Raw genomic sequence first — 17,856 nt, 5'->3', positions numbered from 1 at the left:
GGGAACGCAGTCATGGGGAAGCGCAACGAAGCGGCCAACGAGGAGCGACGCGTACGGGACTTGCCGGCGCGCCCCGTCAGGCTGACGAGCGACATGAGCTTGCCCAAGCTCCCCGCCGTGGAGATCGGCAGTTACATCGCGGCGTTCCTCGCCATGTTCCTCGTGCTGCATCTGAAGCTCTTGGGCGCGCTGCTCGCCGGCATGCTCGTGTTCCAGCTGGTGCACATGATCGCGCCCGTCATCGAGCGGCACGTGATGAGCAAGGGCGCGCGGCTGATCGCGGTCGTGCTGATCTCGGCCATCATCATCGGCGGGCTGACCGGCCTCACCATCGCGACCATCGAGCATTTCGAGCACGACGTTCCGAGCCTCCAGCGGCTGCTCGACCAATTGGTGAGCGTCACGTCGCATGCGCGGCTGCGCGTGCCGGACTGGATCGCCAACTATCTGCCGGTCGACGCCGGCCAGATGAAGGAGCGCGCCGCCGAACTCATGCGCAAGCACTCGGAGCAATTGCAGGAAGGCGGCCGCGACATGGCGCGCGGCTTCGGGCACATTTTGATCGGCATGATCATCGGCGCGATCATCGCGGTGGGCGCGCCGAAACAGACGCATCGGCTGCCGCTTTCGACGGCGCTCGTCACGCGCGTTTCCCGTTTCGCCGACGCGTTCCGCCGCATCGTGTTTGCGCAGATCAAGATCTCGGCGATCAACGCCGCGTTCACCGCGCTCTATCTTCTCGTCGCGCTGCCGCTCTTTCATGAGCGCCTGCCGCTCTCCAAGACGCTGGTATTGATCACGTTCATCCTCGGGCTCTTGCCCGTCGTCGGCAATCTGATCTCGAACACCATCATTGTCGCGATCTCGTTCTCGGTGTCGTTCGGCACGGCGGTCGCGTCGCTCGCGTTTCTCATCGTCATTCACAAGCTCGAATACTTCCTGAACGCGCGGATTATCGGCGGGCAGATCGAGGCGCGCGCGTGGGAACTGCTGCTCGCCATGCTGGCAATGGAAGCCGCATTCGGTTTGCCGGGCGTCATCGCCGCGCCGATTTTCTATGCGTACATCAAGCGCGAGCTGATCTATCTACGGCTCGTCTGACCACAGCCGTCCAGAAGCAAAAAGCCCGCTCGATCCGAAGATCGGCGGGCTTTCGTGCGTTTGGCGTCTAGCAGCGTCCAGCAGCGTCTAGCGGAACACGACCGTCTTGCTTCCGTTCAGCACGATGCGATGCTCCACATGCCATTTCACCGCACGCGCGAGCGTCACGCACTCGACGTCGCGGCCGATCGCCGTCAATTGATCCGGCGTCATGCTGTGGTCCACGCGCTCCACTTCCTGCTCGATGATCGGGCCTTCGTCCAGATCCGTCGTCACATAGTGCGCGGTCGCGCCGATCAGTTTCACGCCGCGGTCGAACGCCTGATAGTACGGCTTCGCGCCCTTGAAGCTCGGCAGGAACGAGTGGTGAATGTTGATCGCGCGGCCGGCGAGCTTGTCGCACATGTCGGGCGACAGAATCTGCATGTAGCGCGCGAGCACGACGAGATCGGTATCGTGCTGCTCGATGATCTCCATCACGCGCGCTTCCTGCGCGGCCTTCGCCTGCGCGGTGCCGCCGTTGAGCGGCAAGTGGTGGAACGGAATGTCGTAGCTCGCGGCGAGCTGATAAAAATCCTTGTGGTTCGAGACGATCGCCGGAATCTCGATCTGCAATTGTCCCGTGCGATAGCGGAACAGCAGGTCGTTCAGGCAGTGGCCGATCTTTGACACCATGATGACGACGCGCGGTTTCGCCAGCGCATCGTGCAATTCCCAGCGCATGCCGAACTCATCGGCGAGCGTGGCGAACGACTTGCGCAGCGCGTCGAGGCCGGGATCGCCGCCCACTTCCTGAAAATGCACCCGCATGAAGAATTCGCCGGTGCGGCTGTCGCCGAATTGCGCCGAATCCAGAATGTTCGCGCCGAGATCGAACAGAAAGCCGGAGACGGCATGCACGATTCCCGGCCGGTCCGGGCACGACAACTTCAGGATAAAACTATGTTCGGTCGACATGAACCGGTTACTCCTTCCTCAATGCGTTGATGCTCGATGATTAAACGGGCGGCGGCGCGTAGAGCGCCTCGATGCCCTGGCAGGCGTCTTCGTCGATCCAGCGATGGCGCAGCAGACAATCGAGCGTGGCGAGGCTCGCATCGACGGTCATCTCGCCTTCTTCGATCCAGCGCGCGACTTCGTCGATGCTCGCCTCGCGATGCTCGGCGACTTCACCATCCTGATTGCGCGGCGTGAAGTCCGGCGGCAGCGCGATGTCGTACACGAAGATCTGTTCGGCCTGCGTGCCTTCGGGCGCCGATTGCAGGACGTGGAACGTGCCGCCAGGCGTCGCGGTCATGGCCAGTTCTTCGGGCATGCCCGCTTCTTCCCAGCATTCTTTCGCGAGCGTCGGCATGAGGCCGTAGCCCCAGCCGATGCCGCCCGCCACCACGTTGTCCAGCATGCCGGGATCGGTCGACTTGGTGTGGCTGCGCCGCGCGATCCAGAGCCGCGGCGCGCTATCCCGATATTTTACGATGCCGTTCACATGCACCGCGTAAGTGATCGTGCCGAAGAAGCGCGAGGCCGCGCGCTCGATGAACGCGAGCGGCGCGGCGTCGAAATGATTGCGGATCGCGTACGTTTCGTCGCGCCAGCCGGGAATATTGCCCTCGGCGTGCAGCGCCGCGATGACGGTGGCGAGCGCAGCGCTGCGCTTATCGATATCGTCGAGCGACGGATTCAGGCGCACCGCGTCGTCGCCAATCACGAACGTTTCGTGCCAGCGCGCGAGCAACGGCACGTCCGTCTTGCGAATCCAGCCGACGCGTTCATCGCCGATAAAGAACGGCGCGTGCGCGGCGGCGTCGAAACGGCGGGCGGCGACGAGGCAAGGCAAAGTCATGAAAGCTCCGGCGAGACCGTGATGAACGAAGGATGCGCGCAGACGCGGTGCGGCAAAGCGAGATCAGTCGCGCAGCGCCACGCGAATGCCGAGCGCGATGAAGGTCACGCCCGCGAGCCGGTCGAGCCAGACGCCCACGCGCGGACGGCGCTTGAGCCACGCGCCGATCATCCCCGCGCCGATGCCGAAGAGCGAGAACACCGCGACGGTCTGCAACATGAACACGCCGCCCAGCTCAAACATCTGGAGCATCACGCTTTGCGCGCCGTGCGGATCGACGAACTGCGGCAGGAACACGATAAAGAACAGCGTGACTTTCGGATTCAGCATGTTGCCGAGCACGCTCTGCCGGAACACGGTCGACAGCGGCTGGCTCGGGCGCGCGTGCGCCGTCGCGAGACCGTGGCTGCGCAGCGCCTTGATGCCGATCCACACGAGATACGCCGCGCCCGCGAGCTTCACCGCCTGAAACGCGAGCGGCGACGAGCGCAAGAGCGCCGCGACGCCCAAAGCGGCGAGCGTCGTATGAAAGATCACGCCGCATGCGAAACCCAGCGCCGCGACGACGCCCGCGAGCCTGCCTTGCGAGATGCCGCGCGCGAGCACCTGGAGATTGTCGGGCCCCGGCGCGATGGTGATTGCCACCGACGTTGCGAGAAACAACAGGATGTTCGGCATCAATGGCCTCCGAACTCGCAGACCGTATAGAGCGGCAAGCCGCCGTCGCGCAGCAGCTTCGAGCCGCCGAGATCGGGCAAGTCGATGATCGCGGCCGCTTCGACCACTTCTGCGCCGAGCCGCTCCAGCAGAATCTTGCCGGCCATCATCGTGCCGCCGGTCGCCACCAGATCGTCGACGATCACGACGCGGTCGCCGGGCTGGCACGCGTCCTCGTGAATCTCGACCGTCGCGCTGCCGTACTCCAGTTCGTACGACTGCGAGAGCGTCTTGTACGGCAGCTTGCCCTTCTTGCGAATGGGCACGAATCCGAGGCTCAGTTCGTACGCGAGAATCGGCCCGATGATGAACCCGCGCGCATCCATGCCCGCGATGACATTCAGGTTCGCGTCGATGTAACGCTGCACGAACAGGTCGATGAGCGTGCGCAACGCGCGGCGGTCCTGCAACACGGGCGTGATATCGCGAAACTGCACGCCGGCTTGCGGCCAGTCTTCGACCGTGCGCACGCGCTCCTTGATGAACCGCGCCGCATCTGACGATGCAGACGGTGGGCTCGATGAAATGGTGGACATGACTTCTCCGGAAATCCGCGCTGTGAGGCCGCGCTTGCCTGATGAAGAGAACGTTAGGCTGCCCGGCGATTGCGCGAAAGCCGTTCCTCGGCCTGAGCGAGCACTTCGGGCAGGCCGCGCAACACGACGATGTCGTTCGCGCGGAGCCTGGTTTCGGGGTCCGGCTGGACGCCCCGGATGCCGTGACGGCGAATGGCGGTCACTTCGACACCGTTGCCGACGAGACCGAGATCGTCGAGCGAATGCCCGACCGCCTCCGAATGTTCGTCGATCGGTACGGATTGTAGCCGCACCTGCTCGTGGCCATCGTCGTCGTCGAGATCGTCCGCGCCGTGGAAATAGCCGCGCAACAGGCTGTAGCGCGCATCGCGCATTTCTTCCACGCGCCGCACGACGCGGCGCATCGGCACGCCCATCAGCACGAGCGTATGGGAGGCGAGCATCAGACTGCCTTCGACGATCTCCGGAATCACTTCCGTCGCGCCCGCGGCGGTCAGCTTTTCGAGATCCGCGTCGTCGACCGTGCGCACGATCACCGGCAGCGTCGGCGCGAGTTCGTGGATGTTGTGCAGCACGCGCATGGCGGACGGCGTGTTCGCGTACGTGATCGCGACCGTCGCCGCGCGGTTCAGGCCGGCAGCCACAAGCGATTCGCGCCGCCCGGCATCGCCGAACACGACCGATTCGCCTGCCGCCGCGGCCGCCGCCACGCGATCCGGGTCGAGATCGAGTGCCACGTACGAAATGCCTTCCTGTTCCAGCATGCGCGCGAGGTTCTGCCCGGCGCGGCCATAACCGCAAATGATGACGTGACCGCTCTGCTTGAGGCTTTGCGTCGCGATCTTCGTCATTTGCAGCGATTGCAGCATCCATTCCGTCGACGACAGCCGCAGCACGATTCGATCCGCGTTCTGGATGATGAATGGCGCGGCGAGCATGGAGAGCAGCATCGCGGAAAGGAGTGCCTGAAGAATGGTGGCATCGACGAGATGCGAATCCAAAATCAGGTTCAAGAGCACGAAGCCGAATTCGCCCGCCTGCGCGAGCCCGAGACCGGTGCGCATGGCGACGCCGGGCGGCGAGCCGAACAGGCGCGCGAGGCCGGTGATCATCACGGCTTTCAATAAAATGGGCACGACGAAAAACGCGAGCACGAGAAGCGGGTGCTCCCAGATCACGCGCGGATTGAGCAGCATGCCCGTCGTCACGAAGAACACGCCGAGCAGCACGTCGCGAAACGGCTTGATGTCCTCTTCCACCTGATGCCGGTACGGCGTTTCCGCGATCAGCATGCCCGCGATGAATGCGCCGAGCGCGAGCGACAGCCCGAACTTGTCCGTGATGAACGCCGCGCCGAGCGTCACCAGCAGCAGGTTCAGCATGAACAGCTCTTGCGAGCGCCGCCGCGCGACGAGATCGAACCAGCGCGTCATAAACTTCTGGCCGAGGAACAGCAAAACTGTCAGCGCGACGACGATCTTCACCGCCGCGATGCCGAGCCACATCACCAGTTGCGACGAATTGCCGTTCGCGAACGCCGCGATGATGATGAGCAGCGGCACGACCGCGAGATCCTGGAACAGCAGCACGCCGAAGATGTTGCGGCCGTGCTCCGCTTCCAGTTCGAGCCGCTCTGCGAGCAGCTTGCTCACGATCGCGGTGGAAGACATGGAAAGCGCGCCGCCGAGCGCAAAGCTCGCCTGCCACGAGATGCTCGTCCAGAAATGCGCGATCCACCCGACGACGAGCGCGAACACGATCGTCGCGCCGACCTGGCTCGCGCCGAGCCCGAAGACGATGCGCCGCATCGAGCGCAGCTTCGCGAGCGAGAATTCGAGACCGATGGAGAACATCAGGAACACGACGCCGAATTCGGCGAGGTGCTGCGCGCGCTCGGTATCCGGCGCGATACCGGCCGCGTGCGGACCAACGATGATGCCGACCGCCAAATAACCGAGCATCGGCGGCAAGTTGAAAAAGCGAAATACGACGACGCCCGCCACCGAACACAGCAGCAACAACAGCGTCATTTCGAGCGGAGAAGTCATCCGTCCAGCGTCCTCGTCGTCAGCGCGCCGATACGTGTCCGGCGCGGCGTTTTCGGTGTCGTGGGAAGCCCCTGATGCCAGGGCTCGCGGGGGCGGATAAGCGGCGGCGCGCCGCGCACCGTAAGGCGCGGCGTGGAAACGCCTTTGCTATACTCCGCGAATGATAGCGAAAATCAATGGCGACCGGGCACTGGCGCTGGCTCGCAGCGTAATCCAGATCGAAGCGGACGCGGTTCGCGGTCTCTCGGACCTTCTCGACGACAACTTCACCAACGCAGTCGAAGCCCTGCTCGGCTGTCGCGGCCGCGTGGTCGTGTCGGGCATCGGCAAGTCGGGACACGTCGCGCGCAAGTTCGCCGCCACGCTTGCGTCCACCGGCACGCCGGCGTTTTTCGTGCATCCGGCTGAAGCCAGCCACGGCGATCTCGGCATGGTCACCGCCGACGACATCTTCATCGCGCTATCGAACTCCGGCGAGACCGAAGAACTCGTCGCCATTCTTCCGCTCATCAAGCGCCTCGGCGCGAAACTCATCGCCATTACCGGCCGTCCGGAGTCGAGCCTCGCGCAACTCGCGGACATGCACCTCAACGCGCGCGTCGAAAAAGAAGCCTGCCCGATGAACCTCGCGCCGACCGCGAGCACGACCGCCGCGTTGGCGCTCGGCGACGCGCTCGCCGTCGCGGTCCTCGACGCACGCGGCTTCGGCCCCGACGACTTCGCGCGCTCGCATCCCGGCGGCGCGCTCGGCCGGCGCTTGCTGACCTACGTGCGCGACGTCATGCGCGTGGGCGACGAAGTCCCCGTCGTGCCGCTCGACGCGACCGTCTCCGACGCGCTGTTTCAAATCACGGCGAAGCGCATGGGCATGACGGCGGTCATCAACGGCAATCGTCATGTGGAAGGTATCTTCACGGACGGCGACCTCCGCCGCATTCTCCAGCGCGACGGCGATTTCCGCTCGCTCAAGCTCGCAGACGTGATGACGCGCAATCCGCGCACCATCGGTCCGGACCATCTCGCGGTCGAAGCCGTGGAACTGATGGAGCGCCATCGCATCAATCAGATGCTGGTCGTCGACGCCGATGCGACGCTGATCGGCGCACTGAACATGCACGACCTCTTCTCCAAGAAGGTAATCTGATGGCGCAGAAGCCTTTCCCCGCCGAGCGCGCGAGCCGCATCAAGCTGATGGTGTTCGACGTCGACGGCGTTTTCACCGACGGCAGCCTGTACTTCAGCGCCGAAGGCGACACCATGAAGTCGTTCAATTCCCTCGACGGCCACGGCGTGAAGCTGCTCGAACGTATCGGCGTGCAGACGGCGATCATCACCGGGCGGCAGTCGGGAATCGTCGCGGCGCGGGCCAAGGAACTGGGCATCACGCATCTTTATCAGGGCGTCGCGGACAAGACGGTGGCGCTCGCGCAATTGCTCGACGCGACCGGCATCTCCGCCGCCGAATGCGGCTACATGGGCGACGACTGGCCCGATCTCGCCGTCATGCGCCGCTGCGGATTCGCAGCCGCGCCGGCCAACGCCCATGCGGAAGTGAAAGAGCGCGTGCATTGGGTAACCGAAGCACGCGGCGGCCACGGCGCCGTGCGCGAAGTGTGCGATGCGATTCTGCGCGCGCAGAATGGCTACGACGCGCTGCTCGCGGCGGCGCTCGGAGACTGACGCCATGCCGCCGACCCGACGCCTCGCCTCGCTGTTGCCGCTTCTCGCGATGGCGGCGCTCGCGGGCATCACGTACTGGCTGTTGCAAGCCACGCTGCCTTCCGCGCCGCAAGCGCCGGAGCAGCCCAAGCGTCACACGCCCGACTACTTCGCGGATAACTTCTCCGTCTCCGAACTGGACTCCACCGGCACGACGCAGTACCGGCTGACGGCCAAATCCATGGTCCATTACGAGGACGACGAGAACAGCGACTTGACGCTGCCCGCGGTGCGCATGTTCCAGCCGCAAAAGCCTATCGTGACGGCCACCGCACAGCGCGGCACGGTGAACGGCGACGTGTCGATTGTCGATCTCTACGACAACGCCCGCATCCTGCGCGCGGCCGGTTACGGCGATCCGCAGATGCAGGCGGATTCGCAGCATTTTCGCGTGCTGGTGAACGACGATGTCATCGAAACGGAAAAGCCGGTTAAACTTCAGCGCGGTCCGTCGGTGATGACCGCCAACGGCATGAACTACAACAACGTCACCCGGGAAATGAAGCTCTTCGGTAACGTGCGCGGCGCGATCGCGGCCACGGATATCAATGGCGGCTCCTCCAAGTGAACCCGGGATTCCATCCTGATCTTGACTGCATGAACCACAGCATCTCTCGTCCCGATGGCGGCCCCGCGGGCGCAACGTTCGCGCATCGCACCTCCGCGCGCGTGAGGCGTGTGATGCGGGCCGCGCTGGCCGCCGCCGCCGCCGCGTTCGTCGCGCTGCCGCTCGCGGGCTTCGCGCCCGCCGCGCACGCCGAAAAAGCCGACCGCGACAAGCCGCTCAACATCGAAGCGGACAACATGTCCTACGACGACCTGAACCAGAAGAACGTCTTCACCGGTCACGTCGTCGCGACCAAGGGCACCATCGTCATCAAGGCGGATCGCGTGGAAGTCACGCAGGATCCGCAGGGCTATCAGTACGCGACCGGCACGTCCACCGGCAGCAATCTCTCGTACTTCCGCCAGAAGCGCGACGGCGTCGACGAATACATCGAAGGCAATGCCGTGCGCATCGACTATGACGGCAAGAACGACTTCACCAAGCTCACGACGCGCGCCGTGGTGCGCCGCCTGCAAGGTCTGACCACGGTTCAGGACGAAGTGCGCGGCAGCGTCATCACGTACGACGGGCAGAAAGACTTCTACACGGCGAGCGCCGGCAAGGACGTGGCCGGCCCCGGCAACCCGAGCGGCCGCGTTCGCGCGATGCTCGCGCCCCGCTCCGGCGGCGCCGCGCCGCTGAACGGCTCGCCCGCGACCCTCGCGCCGTCGAACACCATTCAAGGAACGCCGCAGCAGTGAATTCGCCCGCCATGTCCCCAAGCAAGCCGGACGGCAAGTCGAGTTCGCTCGTCGTCCGCAATCTGAAGAAGCGGTACGGTTCGCGCACCGTCGTGAAGGACGTCTCGCTCGACGTGAAGAGCGGCGAAGTGGTTGGTTTGCTCGGCCCGAACGGCGCGGGCAAGACGACGTCGTTCTACATGATCGTCGGCCTCGTGCCGCTCGATGCGGGCGAGATCGATCTCGACGGCAAGTCCATCAGCCTGCTGCCGATCCATCAGCGCGCGCATCTCGGGCTGTCTTATCTGCCGCAGGAAGCGTCCGTGTTTCGCAAGCTCACCGTTGAGCAGAACATTCGCGCCGTGCTGGAACTGCAGACGGACGGATCGGGCAAGCGGCTGTCGAAGGACGCCATCACGCAGCGCGCCGAGGCGCTCCTCGACGAACTGCAGATTGCGCATCTGCGGGAAAATCCGGCGCTGTCGCTGTCGGGCGGCGAGCGGCGGCGCGTCGAAATCGCACGGGCGCTCGCGACGAATCCCAGCTTCATTCTGCTCGACGAACCCTTCGCGGGCGTCGATCCGATCGCCGTGCTGGAAATTCAGAAAATCGTGAAGTTCCTGAAGCAGCGCAACATCGGCGTGCTGATCACGGACCACAACGTGCGCGAGACGCTGGGCATCTGCGATCACGCTTACATCATCAGCGACGGCAGCGTGCTGGCGGCCGGCGCGCCGAACGAGATCATCGAGAATGAGAACGTGCGACGCGTGTATCTCGGCGAGCATTTCCGCATGTAGCGCCGACGCCAGGCGCGCGGCGCATGCGGTGAATTACCGCACCGCATCGAGCGAGAACAGCAAAACTTACGTGCCGCCCTCGAGGCGGCACGCGCTTTTTTGCGCTAATTTTGGATTGGCCGCGAGGTTTCGCGCGCGTGGCAAACTCTCTACAATGAAATAAAACTTTGCCATGAAAGCCAGCCTCCAACTTCGCCTATCGCAGCATCTTGCGCTCACCCCGCAACTACAGCAGTCCATCCGGCTGCTGCAGTTGTCGACGCTCGAACTGCAGCAGGAAGTGGCGATGGCCGTCGCGCAAAATCCGCTGCTGGAAAACGACGACGACTGGATCGCGAGCCCGCTGCGCGTGGCCGCGGACGGTTCGCTGATTGCCACGGCCGGCGCGAGCAGCGCCGCGCCCGAGCCGATGATGAGCAACGGCTCCACGTCCAGTTCGTCGAGTTCCGAACGATCGGAAAGTAGCGAGCCGCAAGGCGTCGACGAGTACAACGGCCTGTCATCCGACGGCGGCACGGATTCGAGCAACTGGAATCTCGAAGACTACGGCCGCTCGAACAACGCCTCCGACGACGACGACCTCCCGCCGCTGCAAATCCACGAATCGACCACGACGCTGCGCGACCATCTCACCGCGCAACTGCGCATGACGCAGGCGAATCAGCGCGACCGCGCGCTGATCACGTTCCTGATCGAATCGCTGGATGAGGACGGGTATCTCACGTCGTCGCTGGAAGAAATTCAGGCGGATTTGCCGGACGAACTTGAAGTCGATGTCGACGAACTGAGCGCGGCATTGGCCTTGCTCCAGAGTTTCGACCCGCCGGGTGTCGGCGGCCGGTCGGCGTCGGAGTGTCTGAAGCTGCAATTGCTGCGGCTCGATCCGTCGCCCACGCGCACGCTTGCGCTCGAAATCGTCACGAACCATCTGGAATTGCTCGCCGCGCGCGACTTCACGCGCTTGCGCAAGCAACTGAAGGCAAGCGACGACGCGCTGCGGGACGCGCACGTGCTGATCCGGTCACTGGAGCCGTTTCCCGGCGCCGCGTACGGCAAGAGCGAAGCGGACTACGTGGTGCCGGACATTCTGGTGCGCAAATCCGCGAGCGGATGGACTGCGGAACTGAACCCGGAAATCGTGCCGCGGCTGCGGATCAACCATCTGTACGCGAACATTTTGCGCAACAACCGTGGCGATCCGGGCAGCGGTTCTCTGCGCCAACAGCTTCAGGAAGCACGCTGGCTGATCAAGAATATCCAGCAGCGTTTCGAGACGATTCTTCGCGTCGCGCAGGCGATCGTCGAGCGTCAGAAGAACTTTTTTGCGCATGGTGAAATCGCCATGCGGCCCTTGGTTTTGCGGGAGATTGCTGATACGCTGGGTTTACACGAATCGACGGTTTCCCGTGTGACTACCGGGAAGTACATGCTCACCCCATTCGGGACGCTTGAATTTAAGTACTTCTTTGGATCGCACGTTTCCACCGACACGGGCGGCGCCGCATCGTCCACGGCGATCCGGGCCCTCATCAAGCAACTGATAGGAGCGGAAGACCCCAAAACTCCTCTTTCAGACAGCCGCATCGCCGAACTGCTGGCGGAACAAGGCTTCGTGGTTGCGCGGCGCACCGTCGCCAAGTATCGCGAGGCGCTGAAAATCCCCGCAGTCAATCTGCGCAAGTCTCTTTGACCCGTCTCTGTGGTTCACCGCATACCGCGGTGGACTTTTACCGGCCGCATCGCGAAAGCGCGGACGAGCCGGCCAAGCGGCCCGTTCCTTGCGCGTACAAACATCGTGCACGGCGGGACGCGTAGCCGACCGGTATCGGACGAGCCGCCGTGATTCAACGGCCCTTAGCTTGGAGAGCAACTATGAATCTGAAGATCAGTGGACACCACCTCGAATTGACGCCTGCGTTGCGCGAGTTTGTGATCACGAAGCTGGACAGAGTGCTCCGTCATTTTGATCAGGTGATGGACGGCAACGTTGTCCTCTCGGTCGACACTCATAGGGACAAGGACAAGCGCAACAAGGCGGAAATCAATCTGCACCTGAAAGGCAAGGACATTTTCATCGAGAGTTGTGACGCTGATATGTACGCGGCCATCGACCTGATGGTCGACAAACTGGATCGCCAGGTGATCCGCCACAAGGACAAGATCCAGGGGCACGCGCACGAAGCCGCGAAGTACCGCGAAGAAGCGCGCGGACTGGAAGCGCCCTTGCCTTAAGCGGCAGGCGCGCGAAGCGGCGCAGCCCGCCGGGCATCGGCGGGCGCGATTCGAGGCATTCCTCGAATCGAAAAGCGCCAGAGAAACGCCCGCTTCGGACAAACGCCGCCCATTGGCGGCATTTTTGTTGCATAGTGCATGTCGGCGTGGCACAAAGCATTGATTTTCCGGGCTTTGTACTGCACATTCGATTGCGGCGACTGCAATGGCGCGCCGCACCATCGTACTTTCCCGTGTTCTATAATGAGCCGGTTATGATCGGGGTCCGCAGTACAGTACGCCGCAGGGAACGCCGCAAGCGCATCTTCCGTATCACCATCGCCGTGAGCGCTTTCAGACAGCAGCCACGATGAGGAGCTATCAGGCCACGCATCAGCCTGCCAACATGAATCGTTTAGCCAAATTTCTTCCCATCGAGAACGTGGTTCTCGGACTGTCCGTCACCAGCAAGAAGCGTGTATTCGAGCAAGCGGGCCTGATCTTCGAGAACCAGAACGGCATCGCCCGCAGCATCGTCACCGACAACCTCTTCGCCCGCGAGCGCCTGGGTTCGACCGGGCTCGGCGAAGGCGTCGCCATTCCGCACGGCCGCATCAAGGGGCTGAAGCAGCCGCTCGCCGCCTTTGTGCGCCTGGCCGAGCCGGTTGCGTTCGAATCGCCCGACGGTCAGCCGGTGTCGCTACTCATTTTCCTGCTCGTGCCCGAACAGGCCACGCAGCAGCACCTCGAAATTCTGTCGGAGATCGCGCAGTTGCTCTCCGACAGCGAAGCGCGCGAGCGTCTGCACAAGGAAGAGGACCGCGAGGCGCTGTATCAGGTGCTCACGCAATGGCAACCGTAATCGCCGCATAGACGCGGGCCGCCGCATCTCAGAAGCGTAACAAGCACGCCGCGCCGCTCGCGCGCTTTTGACGCGTCTCGCGTGCGCGGTGCTTCTGCGGCACAATCGGTCAAACGCAGCGCCATGCGGCGAATCGAAGCACAGGCTTCGTCACGCGAAGGCTGCTCCCGGCTTCCAACGGAGTTCCGGCCTCATGGATACGTCCAGCATCAACGCCCAAAGTATTTTCGACGACAACGCCGCCGCTCTGAAGCTCAGTTGGCTCACCGGGCATGAAGGCTGGGAACGCGGGTTCTCGAGCGAAACGGTGGCGAACGCAACGTCGAGCGCCGACCTCGTCGGCCACCTGAATCTCATCCACCCGAACCGCATTCAGGTGCTGGGCGACGCCGAAATCAACTACTACCAGCGTCAGTCCGACGAAGACCGCTCGCGCCACATGGCCGAACTGATCGCGCTGGAGCCGCCGTTTCTCGTGGTCGCGGGCGAAGTAGGCGCGCCGCCCGAACTCGTGCTTCGCTGCACGCGCTCGTCGACGCCGCTCTTCACCACGCGCATGTCGGCGGCGGCCGTCATCGACAGTCTGCGCGCGTATATGTCGCGCATTCTCGCGCCGCGCGCCACGCTGCACGGCGTGTTCATCGACATTCTCGGCATGGGCGTGCTGCTGACGGGCGATTCCGGCCTCGGCAAGAGCGAACTCGGCCTTGAACTCATCAGCCGCGGCCACGGACTCGTTGCCGACGACGCCGTCGATTTCGTGCGTCTCGGTCCCGATTTCGTCGAAGGACGCTGCCCGCCGCTCCTGCAAAACCTGCTGGAAGTGCGCGGCCTCGGCCTGCTCGATATCAAGACCATCTTCGGCGAGACCGCGGTGCGCCGGAAGATGAAGCTCAAGCTGATCGTGCAGCTCGTGCGCCGCCCGGACGGCGAATTCCAGCGCCTGCCGCTCGAAAGTCAGACCGTCGATGTGCTCGGCCTGCCCATCAGCAAAGTGACGATTCAGGTCGCGGCAGGCCGCAACCTTGCTGTGCTGGTCGAGGCGGCAGTGCGTAATACCATCCTGCAATTGCGCGGCATCGACACCTTGCGCGATTTCATGGACCGTCAGCGGCTTGCCATGCAGGACCCGGACAGCCAGTTTCCCGGCAAACTCATCTGAAGCACACGCATCTTCACGGAATCCGCACGAAGTCCGTACGATACGCTGGTGCTAAGATGAAGCGAACGAGCACACTTCCATGCGTATCATCCTGATTACCGGCATTTCCGGCTCCGGCAAGTCCGTCGCGCTCAATGCGCTCGAAGACGGCGGCTACTACTGCGTCGACAATCTGCCTCCGCGCTTTCTGCCCGAACTCGCCGCCTATCTCGCGAGCGAGGGGCAGCAACGTCTCGCCGTCGCGATCGACGCGCGTTCCAGCCTGTCGCTCGACGAAGTTCCGTCCATCATCGACAACCTCACGAAAGCCTACGACCTGCGCGTGCTGTTCCTCAACGCCAGCACGCAGGCGCTCATTCAACGCTTCTCGGAGACGCGCCGCCGTCATCCGCTGTCCGGTCCGCCGGGGCACGACGCGAGCGTGGGCGTGCTGAATTCGCTTGGCGAAGCCATCGAGCGGGAGCGCGAACTCGTCGCGGGTCTCGCGGAATACGGACATCAGATCGACACGAGCAATCTGCGCGCGAACGTGCTGCGCGCGTGGGTCCGGCGCTTCGTCGAAACGGACGCCGCCGATCTCACGCTGATGTTCGAATCGTTCGGATTCAAACGCGGCGTGCCGCTCGACGCCGACCTCGTCTTCGACGTGCGCACGCTGCCGAACCCGTACTACGACCGCGAGTTGCGCCCGTTCACCGGCTGCGATCAGCCGATCATCGACTATCTCTCGGGCCAGCCGATGGTCGGCGAGATGATCGACGATATCGGCGGCTTCGTCGGTAAATGGCTGCCGCGTTTTCGCGACGACAACCGCAGCTATCTCACCGTCGCAATCGGCTGCACGGGCGGGCAGCATCGCTCGGTGTATATCGCGGAGGCGCTCGCCGCGCGCTTTCGCGACGCTGCAACCGTGATCGTGCGGCATCGTGACGCGCCCATTCCCGTGGATGAGAGCGCGAGCACCACGCGAACCTGATCGCCGCGCCGGCGGTCCACCCTGGAGGGGTGCGATGTCCTCGAATCCCGCGAGTCCCGTTCTCTTCGACGTGCCGCTGTTTCCGCTGCACACCGTGCTTTTCCCCGGCGGGCTTCTGCCGCTCAAGATTTTCGAGGCACGTTATCTCGACATGGCGCGCGCCTGCCTGCGCGAGAAGACGCCGTTCGGCGTGTGTCTGCTGAAGAGCGGGCACGAGATCGCGTCGCCGGGCGATCCGTCGGTGCCCGAAAGCGTGGGCTGCCTCGCGGAAATCATCGAGTGCGATGTTGATACCTTCGGCCTGCTACTCGTGCAGGCGCGCGGCACTGAGCGATTCCGGCTGCTTTCGCATCGCGTGGAGGCGAGCAATCTGCTCGTCGGCACCGCCGAGCTATATGGCGACGACCGGCCGCTGCAAGGCGCCGAGACGCTCGCCAAGTTCGGCGCGTGCGCAGAAGTGCTGGAGCGGATCATCGACGCCATCAAGACGCGGGAGCCGGAGAACCTGCCGTTCATCGAGCCGTTTCTGCTGGACGATCCCACGTGGGTCTCGAACCGGCTCTCCGAGATCCTGCCGATTCCGATGCGCTCCCGCCAGAAGCTGATGGAACTGCTCGACGCAGGCGCACGTATCGACGTCGTGCATCACTACATGCAGCATCATCAACTGCTTTAGAGCAGCGTGCCGGTCAGCGCGTCGAGCAGCTTGCGCACGGGCGCGGGCACGCCGAACGAATCGATGCGCGAGAGCGGCGCCCAAACCGTGCGCGCGTCCTTTGCGTCCGGCGTCGAGCCGCGCATTTCGCCGAGGCGCGGCTCGATGTCGAGCTTGAAGTGCGTGAACGTGTGCGAGAAGGGCGTTAGGCGCTGCAAGTCCGTCTCGCAGCCGTTGTCTTGCGCGACTACGGCGAGCGCCGCCTCATCGGGCGCTTCGGGCAGGCTCCACAGGCCGCCCCAGATGCCCGTCGGCGGACGCTTCTCCAGCAGGATCGAATCGCCGTCCTTCAGCACCAGCATCCACGTCTTGCGCGTCGGCACCGTCTTTTTCGGGCGCGCTGCCGGCAGTTCGCGCTGCCGCCCTTCGACATTCGCGACGCAATCCGAGGCGAACGGACACCGCGCGCAGTCCGGCTTGCCGCGCACGCAGAGCGTCGCGCCGAGGTCCATCAGGCCTTGCGTGTAGGCGGTGACTTCGTTCTTGTCGGCGGCGTCGGGCAAGAGCGATTCAGCCAGCGTCCACATCGCGTTTTCGACGCGCTTCTCGCCCGGAAACCCTTCCACGCCGAAGACGCGGGCCAGCACGCGCTTCACGTTGCCATCGAGAATCGTCGCGCGCGCGCCGAACGCGAAAGACGCGATGGCCGCCGCCGTCGAGCGCCCGATGCCCGGCAACTCCGCGAGTTCATCGACCGTTCGGGGAAACTCGCCGCCATGCTCGTGCGCGACGACCTGCGCGCAGCGATGCAGATTGCGCGCGCGCGAGTAGTAGCCGAGACCGGCCCACAGCGCCATGACGTCGTCGATCGGCGCATCCGCGAGCGCGGTCACGGTCGGAAAGCGTTCGAGAAAGCGCGCGTAGTACGGAATGACGGTCGATACCTGCGTCTGCTGCAGCATGATCTCCGAGAGCCAGATGCGATAGGGATCGCGCGTGTTTTGCCACGGCAGGTCGTGCCGGCCATGAATGCGTTGCCACGCGATCAGGCGCGCGGAGAAATCGGTGAGTGCGAGCATCGGATTTAGCGTTGGCAGCGCGGACAAAAGTAAGTCGAACGCTGTCCCTGGACGATTTGGCGGATGGCCGTGCCGCAGACGTGGCACGGCAGACCCGCGCGATCATAGACGAAGTAGTCGAGCTGGAAGTATCCCGATTCGCCATTGCTGCCGACGAAATCGCGCAGCGTGCTGCCGCCTTTGTCGATCGCCGCGGCGAGCGTCACGCGCACCGCATCCGCGAGCAGATCGTAGCGCACCAGCGAAATGCGGCCAGCGGCGGTCGTCGGCCGGATGCCCGCACGAAACAGGCTCTCCGACGCATAAATATTCCCCACGCCAACGACAATGCCGCCCGCGAGCAGCGCCTGCTTCACCGAGACCTTGCGCCCGCGCGTCTCGCGAAACAGCAGCGCGCCCGAGAACTCCGGCGAGAACGGCTCGACGCCCAGACTCGCGAGCAGCGGATGCGCGAGCACGTCGCCGTCTTCGCGCGGATGCCAGAGAATCGCGCCGAAGCGGCGCGGATCGCGAAACCGCAGAATGAATTCGTCGAAGACCAGATCGACGTGATCATGCTTCGCGGCGTCAGGCGGCCGCGGCACGTTGCGCAGCACGCGCAGCGTTCCCGTCATCCCGAGATGAACGATGAGCCAGCCTTCGGCGGTCTCGAACAACAGATACTTGCCGCGCCGCTCGACCTTCTCGATTTTCAGATGCCCGAGCGTCTTCGCGAGATGCTTCGGGATGGGCCAGCGCAGCGCCGGCGTGCGAACGTCGACATGCTCGACGCGCCTTCCCGCCACGTAGGGTTCGATTCCCCGGCGGGTAACTTCGACTTCCGGAAGTTCGGGCATTTTCTGGAGAGAGACTTGCTTCAG

Annotated in this window: 19 protein-coding genes; 12 read left to right on the top strand and 7 right to left on the bottom strand. The window is 64.0% G+C overall.

All coding sequences use genetic code 11. The annotated features are described in order from the left end of the window. Nucleotides 1–12: 12 nt before the first annotated feature. A complete protein-coding gene (locus HWX53_RS03175; protein ID WP_175939350.1) occupies nucleotides 13–1,101 on the top strand; it encodes an AI-2E family transporter in 1,089 nt (362 codons plus the stop codon). 87 nt (nucleotides 1,102–1,188) lie between these two features. On the opposite strand, the gene purU is transcribed toward HWX53_RS03175, so the two are convergent. The 5 genes from purU to HWX53_RS03150 all read right to left on the bottom strand — a co-directional run bounded on the left by purU (nucleotide 1,189) and on the right by HWX53_RS03150 (nucleotide 6,245). After that, nucleotides 1,189–2,058: a formyltetrahydrofolate deformylase gene (gene purU, locus HWX53_RS03170; protein ID WP_175939348.1), complete on the bottom strand. Its 870-nt coding sequence runs from the start codon at nucleotides 2,056–2,058 to the stop codon at nucleotides 1,189–1,191. Nucleotides 2,059–2,098: 40 nt separating this feature from the next. Next, on the bottom strand, nucleotides 2,099–2,944 hold the full coding sequence (locus HWX53_RS03165; RefSeq protein ID WP_175939346.1) for an NUDIX hydrolase family protein: 846 nt from the start codon (nucleotides 2,942–2,944) through the stop codon (nucleotides 2,099–2,101). A gap of 63 nt (nucleotides 2,945–3,007) precedes the next feature. Further along, entirely contained in the window at nucleotides 3,008–3,622 is a 615-nt protein-coding gene (locus tag HWX53_RS03160; protein WP_175939344.1) for a LysE family translocator, read from the bottom strand. Then, nucleotides 3,622–4,188: an adenine phosphoribosyltransferase gene (locus HWX53_RS03155; RefSeq protein ID WP_175940584.1), complete on the bottom strand. Its 567-nt coding sequence runs from the start codon at nucleotides 4,186–4,188 to the stop codon at nucleotides 3,622–3,624. Before HWX53_RS03155 ends, HWX53_RS03160 begins: the two co-directional genes overlap by 1 nt. A 62-nt stretch (nucleotides 4,189–4,250) precedes the next feature. Further along, a complete protein-coding gene (locus tag HWX53_RS03150; RefSeq protein ID WP_175939342.1) occupies nucleotides 4,251–6,245 on the bottom strand; it encodes a cation:proton antiporter in 1,995 nt (664 codons plus the stop codon). A gap of 160 nt (nucleotides 6,246–6,405) precedes the next feature. Here HWX53_RS03150 and kdsD point away from each other — a divergent pair, with 160 nt between their 5' ends. The 11 genes from kdsD to HWX53_RS03095 all read left to right on the top strand — a co-directional run bounded on the left by kdsD (nucleotide 6,406) and on the right by HWX53_RS03095 (nucleotide 15,938). After that, nucleotides 6,406–7,389: an arabinose 5-phosphate isomerase KdsD gene (gene kdsD, locus HWX53_RS03145; protein ID WP_175939340.1), complete on the top strand. Its 984-nt coding sequence runs from the start codon at nucleotides 6,406–6,408 to the stop codon at nucleotides 7,387–7,389. Then, entirely contained in the window at nucleotides 7,389–7,925 is a 537-nt protein-coding gene (locus HWX53_RS03140; protein ID WP_175939338.1) for an HAD hydrolase family protein, read from the top strand. The genes kdsD and HWX53_RS03140 overlap by 1 nt, the downstream gene beginning before the upstream one ends. A 4-nt stretch (nucleotides 7,926–7,929) precedes the next feature. Beyond that, on the top strand, nucleotides 7,930–8,532 hold the full coding sequence (gene lptC / locus HWX53_RS03135; RefSeq protein WP_175939336.1) for an LPS export ABC transporter periplasmic protein LptC: 603 nt from the start codon (nucleotides 7,930–7,932) through the stop codon (nucleotides 8,530–8,532). Nucleotides 8,533–8,645: 113 nt separating this feature from the next. Then, complete coding sequence (gene lptA / locus HWX53_RS03130) at nucleotides 8,646–9,272, top strand: lipopolysaccharide transport periplasmic protein LptA (RefSeq protein ID WP_175940583.1); 627 nt, start codon at nucleotides 8,646–8,648, stop codon at nucleotides 9,270–9,272. Between the two features lie 11 nt (nucleotides 9,273–9,283). Next, nucleotides 9,284–10,051, top strand: coding sequence for an LPS export ABC transporter ATP-binding protein (gene lptB / locus HWX53_RS03125; RefSeq protein WP_175939335.1), 768 nt, complete (start codon nucleotides 9,284–9,286; stop codon nucleotides 10,049–10,051). Between the two features lie 172 nt (nucleotides 10,052–10,223). Then, complete coding sequence (locus HWX53_RS03120; protein ID WP_175939332.1) at nucleotides 10,224–11,741, top strand: RNA polymerase factor sigma-54; 1,518 nt, start codon at nucleotides 10,224–10,226, stop codon at nucleotides 11,739–11,741. 182 nt (nucleotides 11,742–11,923) lie between these two features. Continuing rightward, entirely contained in the window at nucleotides 11,924–12,283 is a 360-nt protein-coding gene (gene raiA, locus HWX53_RS03115; RefSeq protein ID WP_175939330.1) for a ribosome-associated translation inhibitor RaiA, read from the top strand. Nucleotides 12,284–12,668: 385 nt separating this feature from the next. Continuing rightward, nucleotides 12,669–13,124 carry a PTS IIA-like nitrogen regulatory protein PtsN gene (gene ptsN / locus HWX53_RS03110; protein ID WP_175939328.1) on the top strand — a complete coding sequence of 152 codons (456 nt, stop codon included), beginning with the start codon at nucleotides 12,669–12,671 and terminating at the stop codon, nucleotides 13,122–13,124. Nucleotides 13,125–13,317: 193 nt separating this feature from the next. Then, nucleotides 13,318–14,286 carry an HPr(Ser) kinase/phosphatase gene (gene hprK / locus HWX53_RS03105; RefSeq protein ID WP_008351692.1) on the top strand — a complete coding sequence of 323 codons (969 nt, stop codon included), beginning with the start codon at nucleotides 13,318–13,320 and terminating at the stop codon, nucleotides 14,284–14,286. A gap of 79 nt (nucleotides 14,287–14,365) precedes the next feature. Continuing rightward, nucleotides 14,366–15,262 (top strand): RNase adapter RapZ, encoded by an 897-nt coding sequence (rapZ, locus tag HWX53_RS03100; protein WP_175939326.1) that lies wholly within the window; start codon nucleotides 14,366–14,368, stop codon nucleotides 15,260–15,262. A gap of 34 nt (nucleotides 15,263–15,296) precedes the next feature. Further along, nucleotides 15,297–15,938, top strand: a complete 642-nt coding sequence (locus tag HWX53_RS03095) for an LON peptidase substrate-binding domain-containing protein (protein WP_175939324.1) — start codon at nucleotides 15,297–15,299, stop codon at nucleotides 15,936–15,938. Here the strand turns inward: HWX53_RS03095 and mutY are convergent. Together mutY and mutM are read right to left on the bottom strand one after the other, a co-directional pair. Continuing rightward, entirely contained in the window at nucleotides 15,935–16,996 is a 1,062-nt protein-coding gene (gene mutY / locus HWX53_RS03090; RefSeq protein WP_175939321.1) for an A/G-specific adenine glycosylase, read from the bottom strand. The two genes, HWX53_RS03095 and mutY, sit on opposite strands and share 4 nt — an antisense overlap. 5 nt (nucleotides 16,997–17,001) lie before the next feature. After that, nucleotides 17,002–17,832: a bifunctional DNA-formamidopyrimidine glycosylase/DNA-(apurinic or apyrimidinic site) lyase gene (gene mutM / locus HWX53_RS03085; protein WP_175939319.1), complete on the bottom strand. Its 831-nt coding sequence runs from the start codon at nucleotides 17,830–17,832 to the stop codon at nucleotides 17,002–17,004. Nucleotides 17,833–17,856 lie beyond the last annotated feature (24 nt).

It is taken from the genome of Caballeronia sp. BCC1704 (assembly GCF_902833455.1).
Classification (GTDB): domain Bacteria; phylum Pseudomonadota; class Gammaproteobacteria; order Burkholderiales; family Burkholderiaceae; genus Caballeronia.
This window is presented reverse-complemented; position numbering and strand designations above follow the sequence as displayed.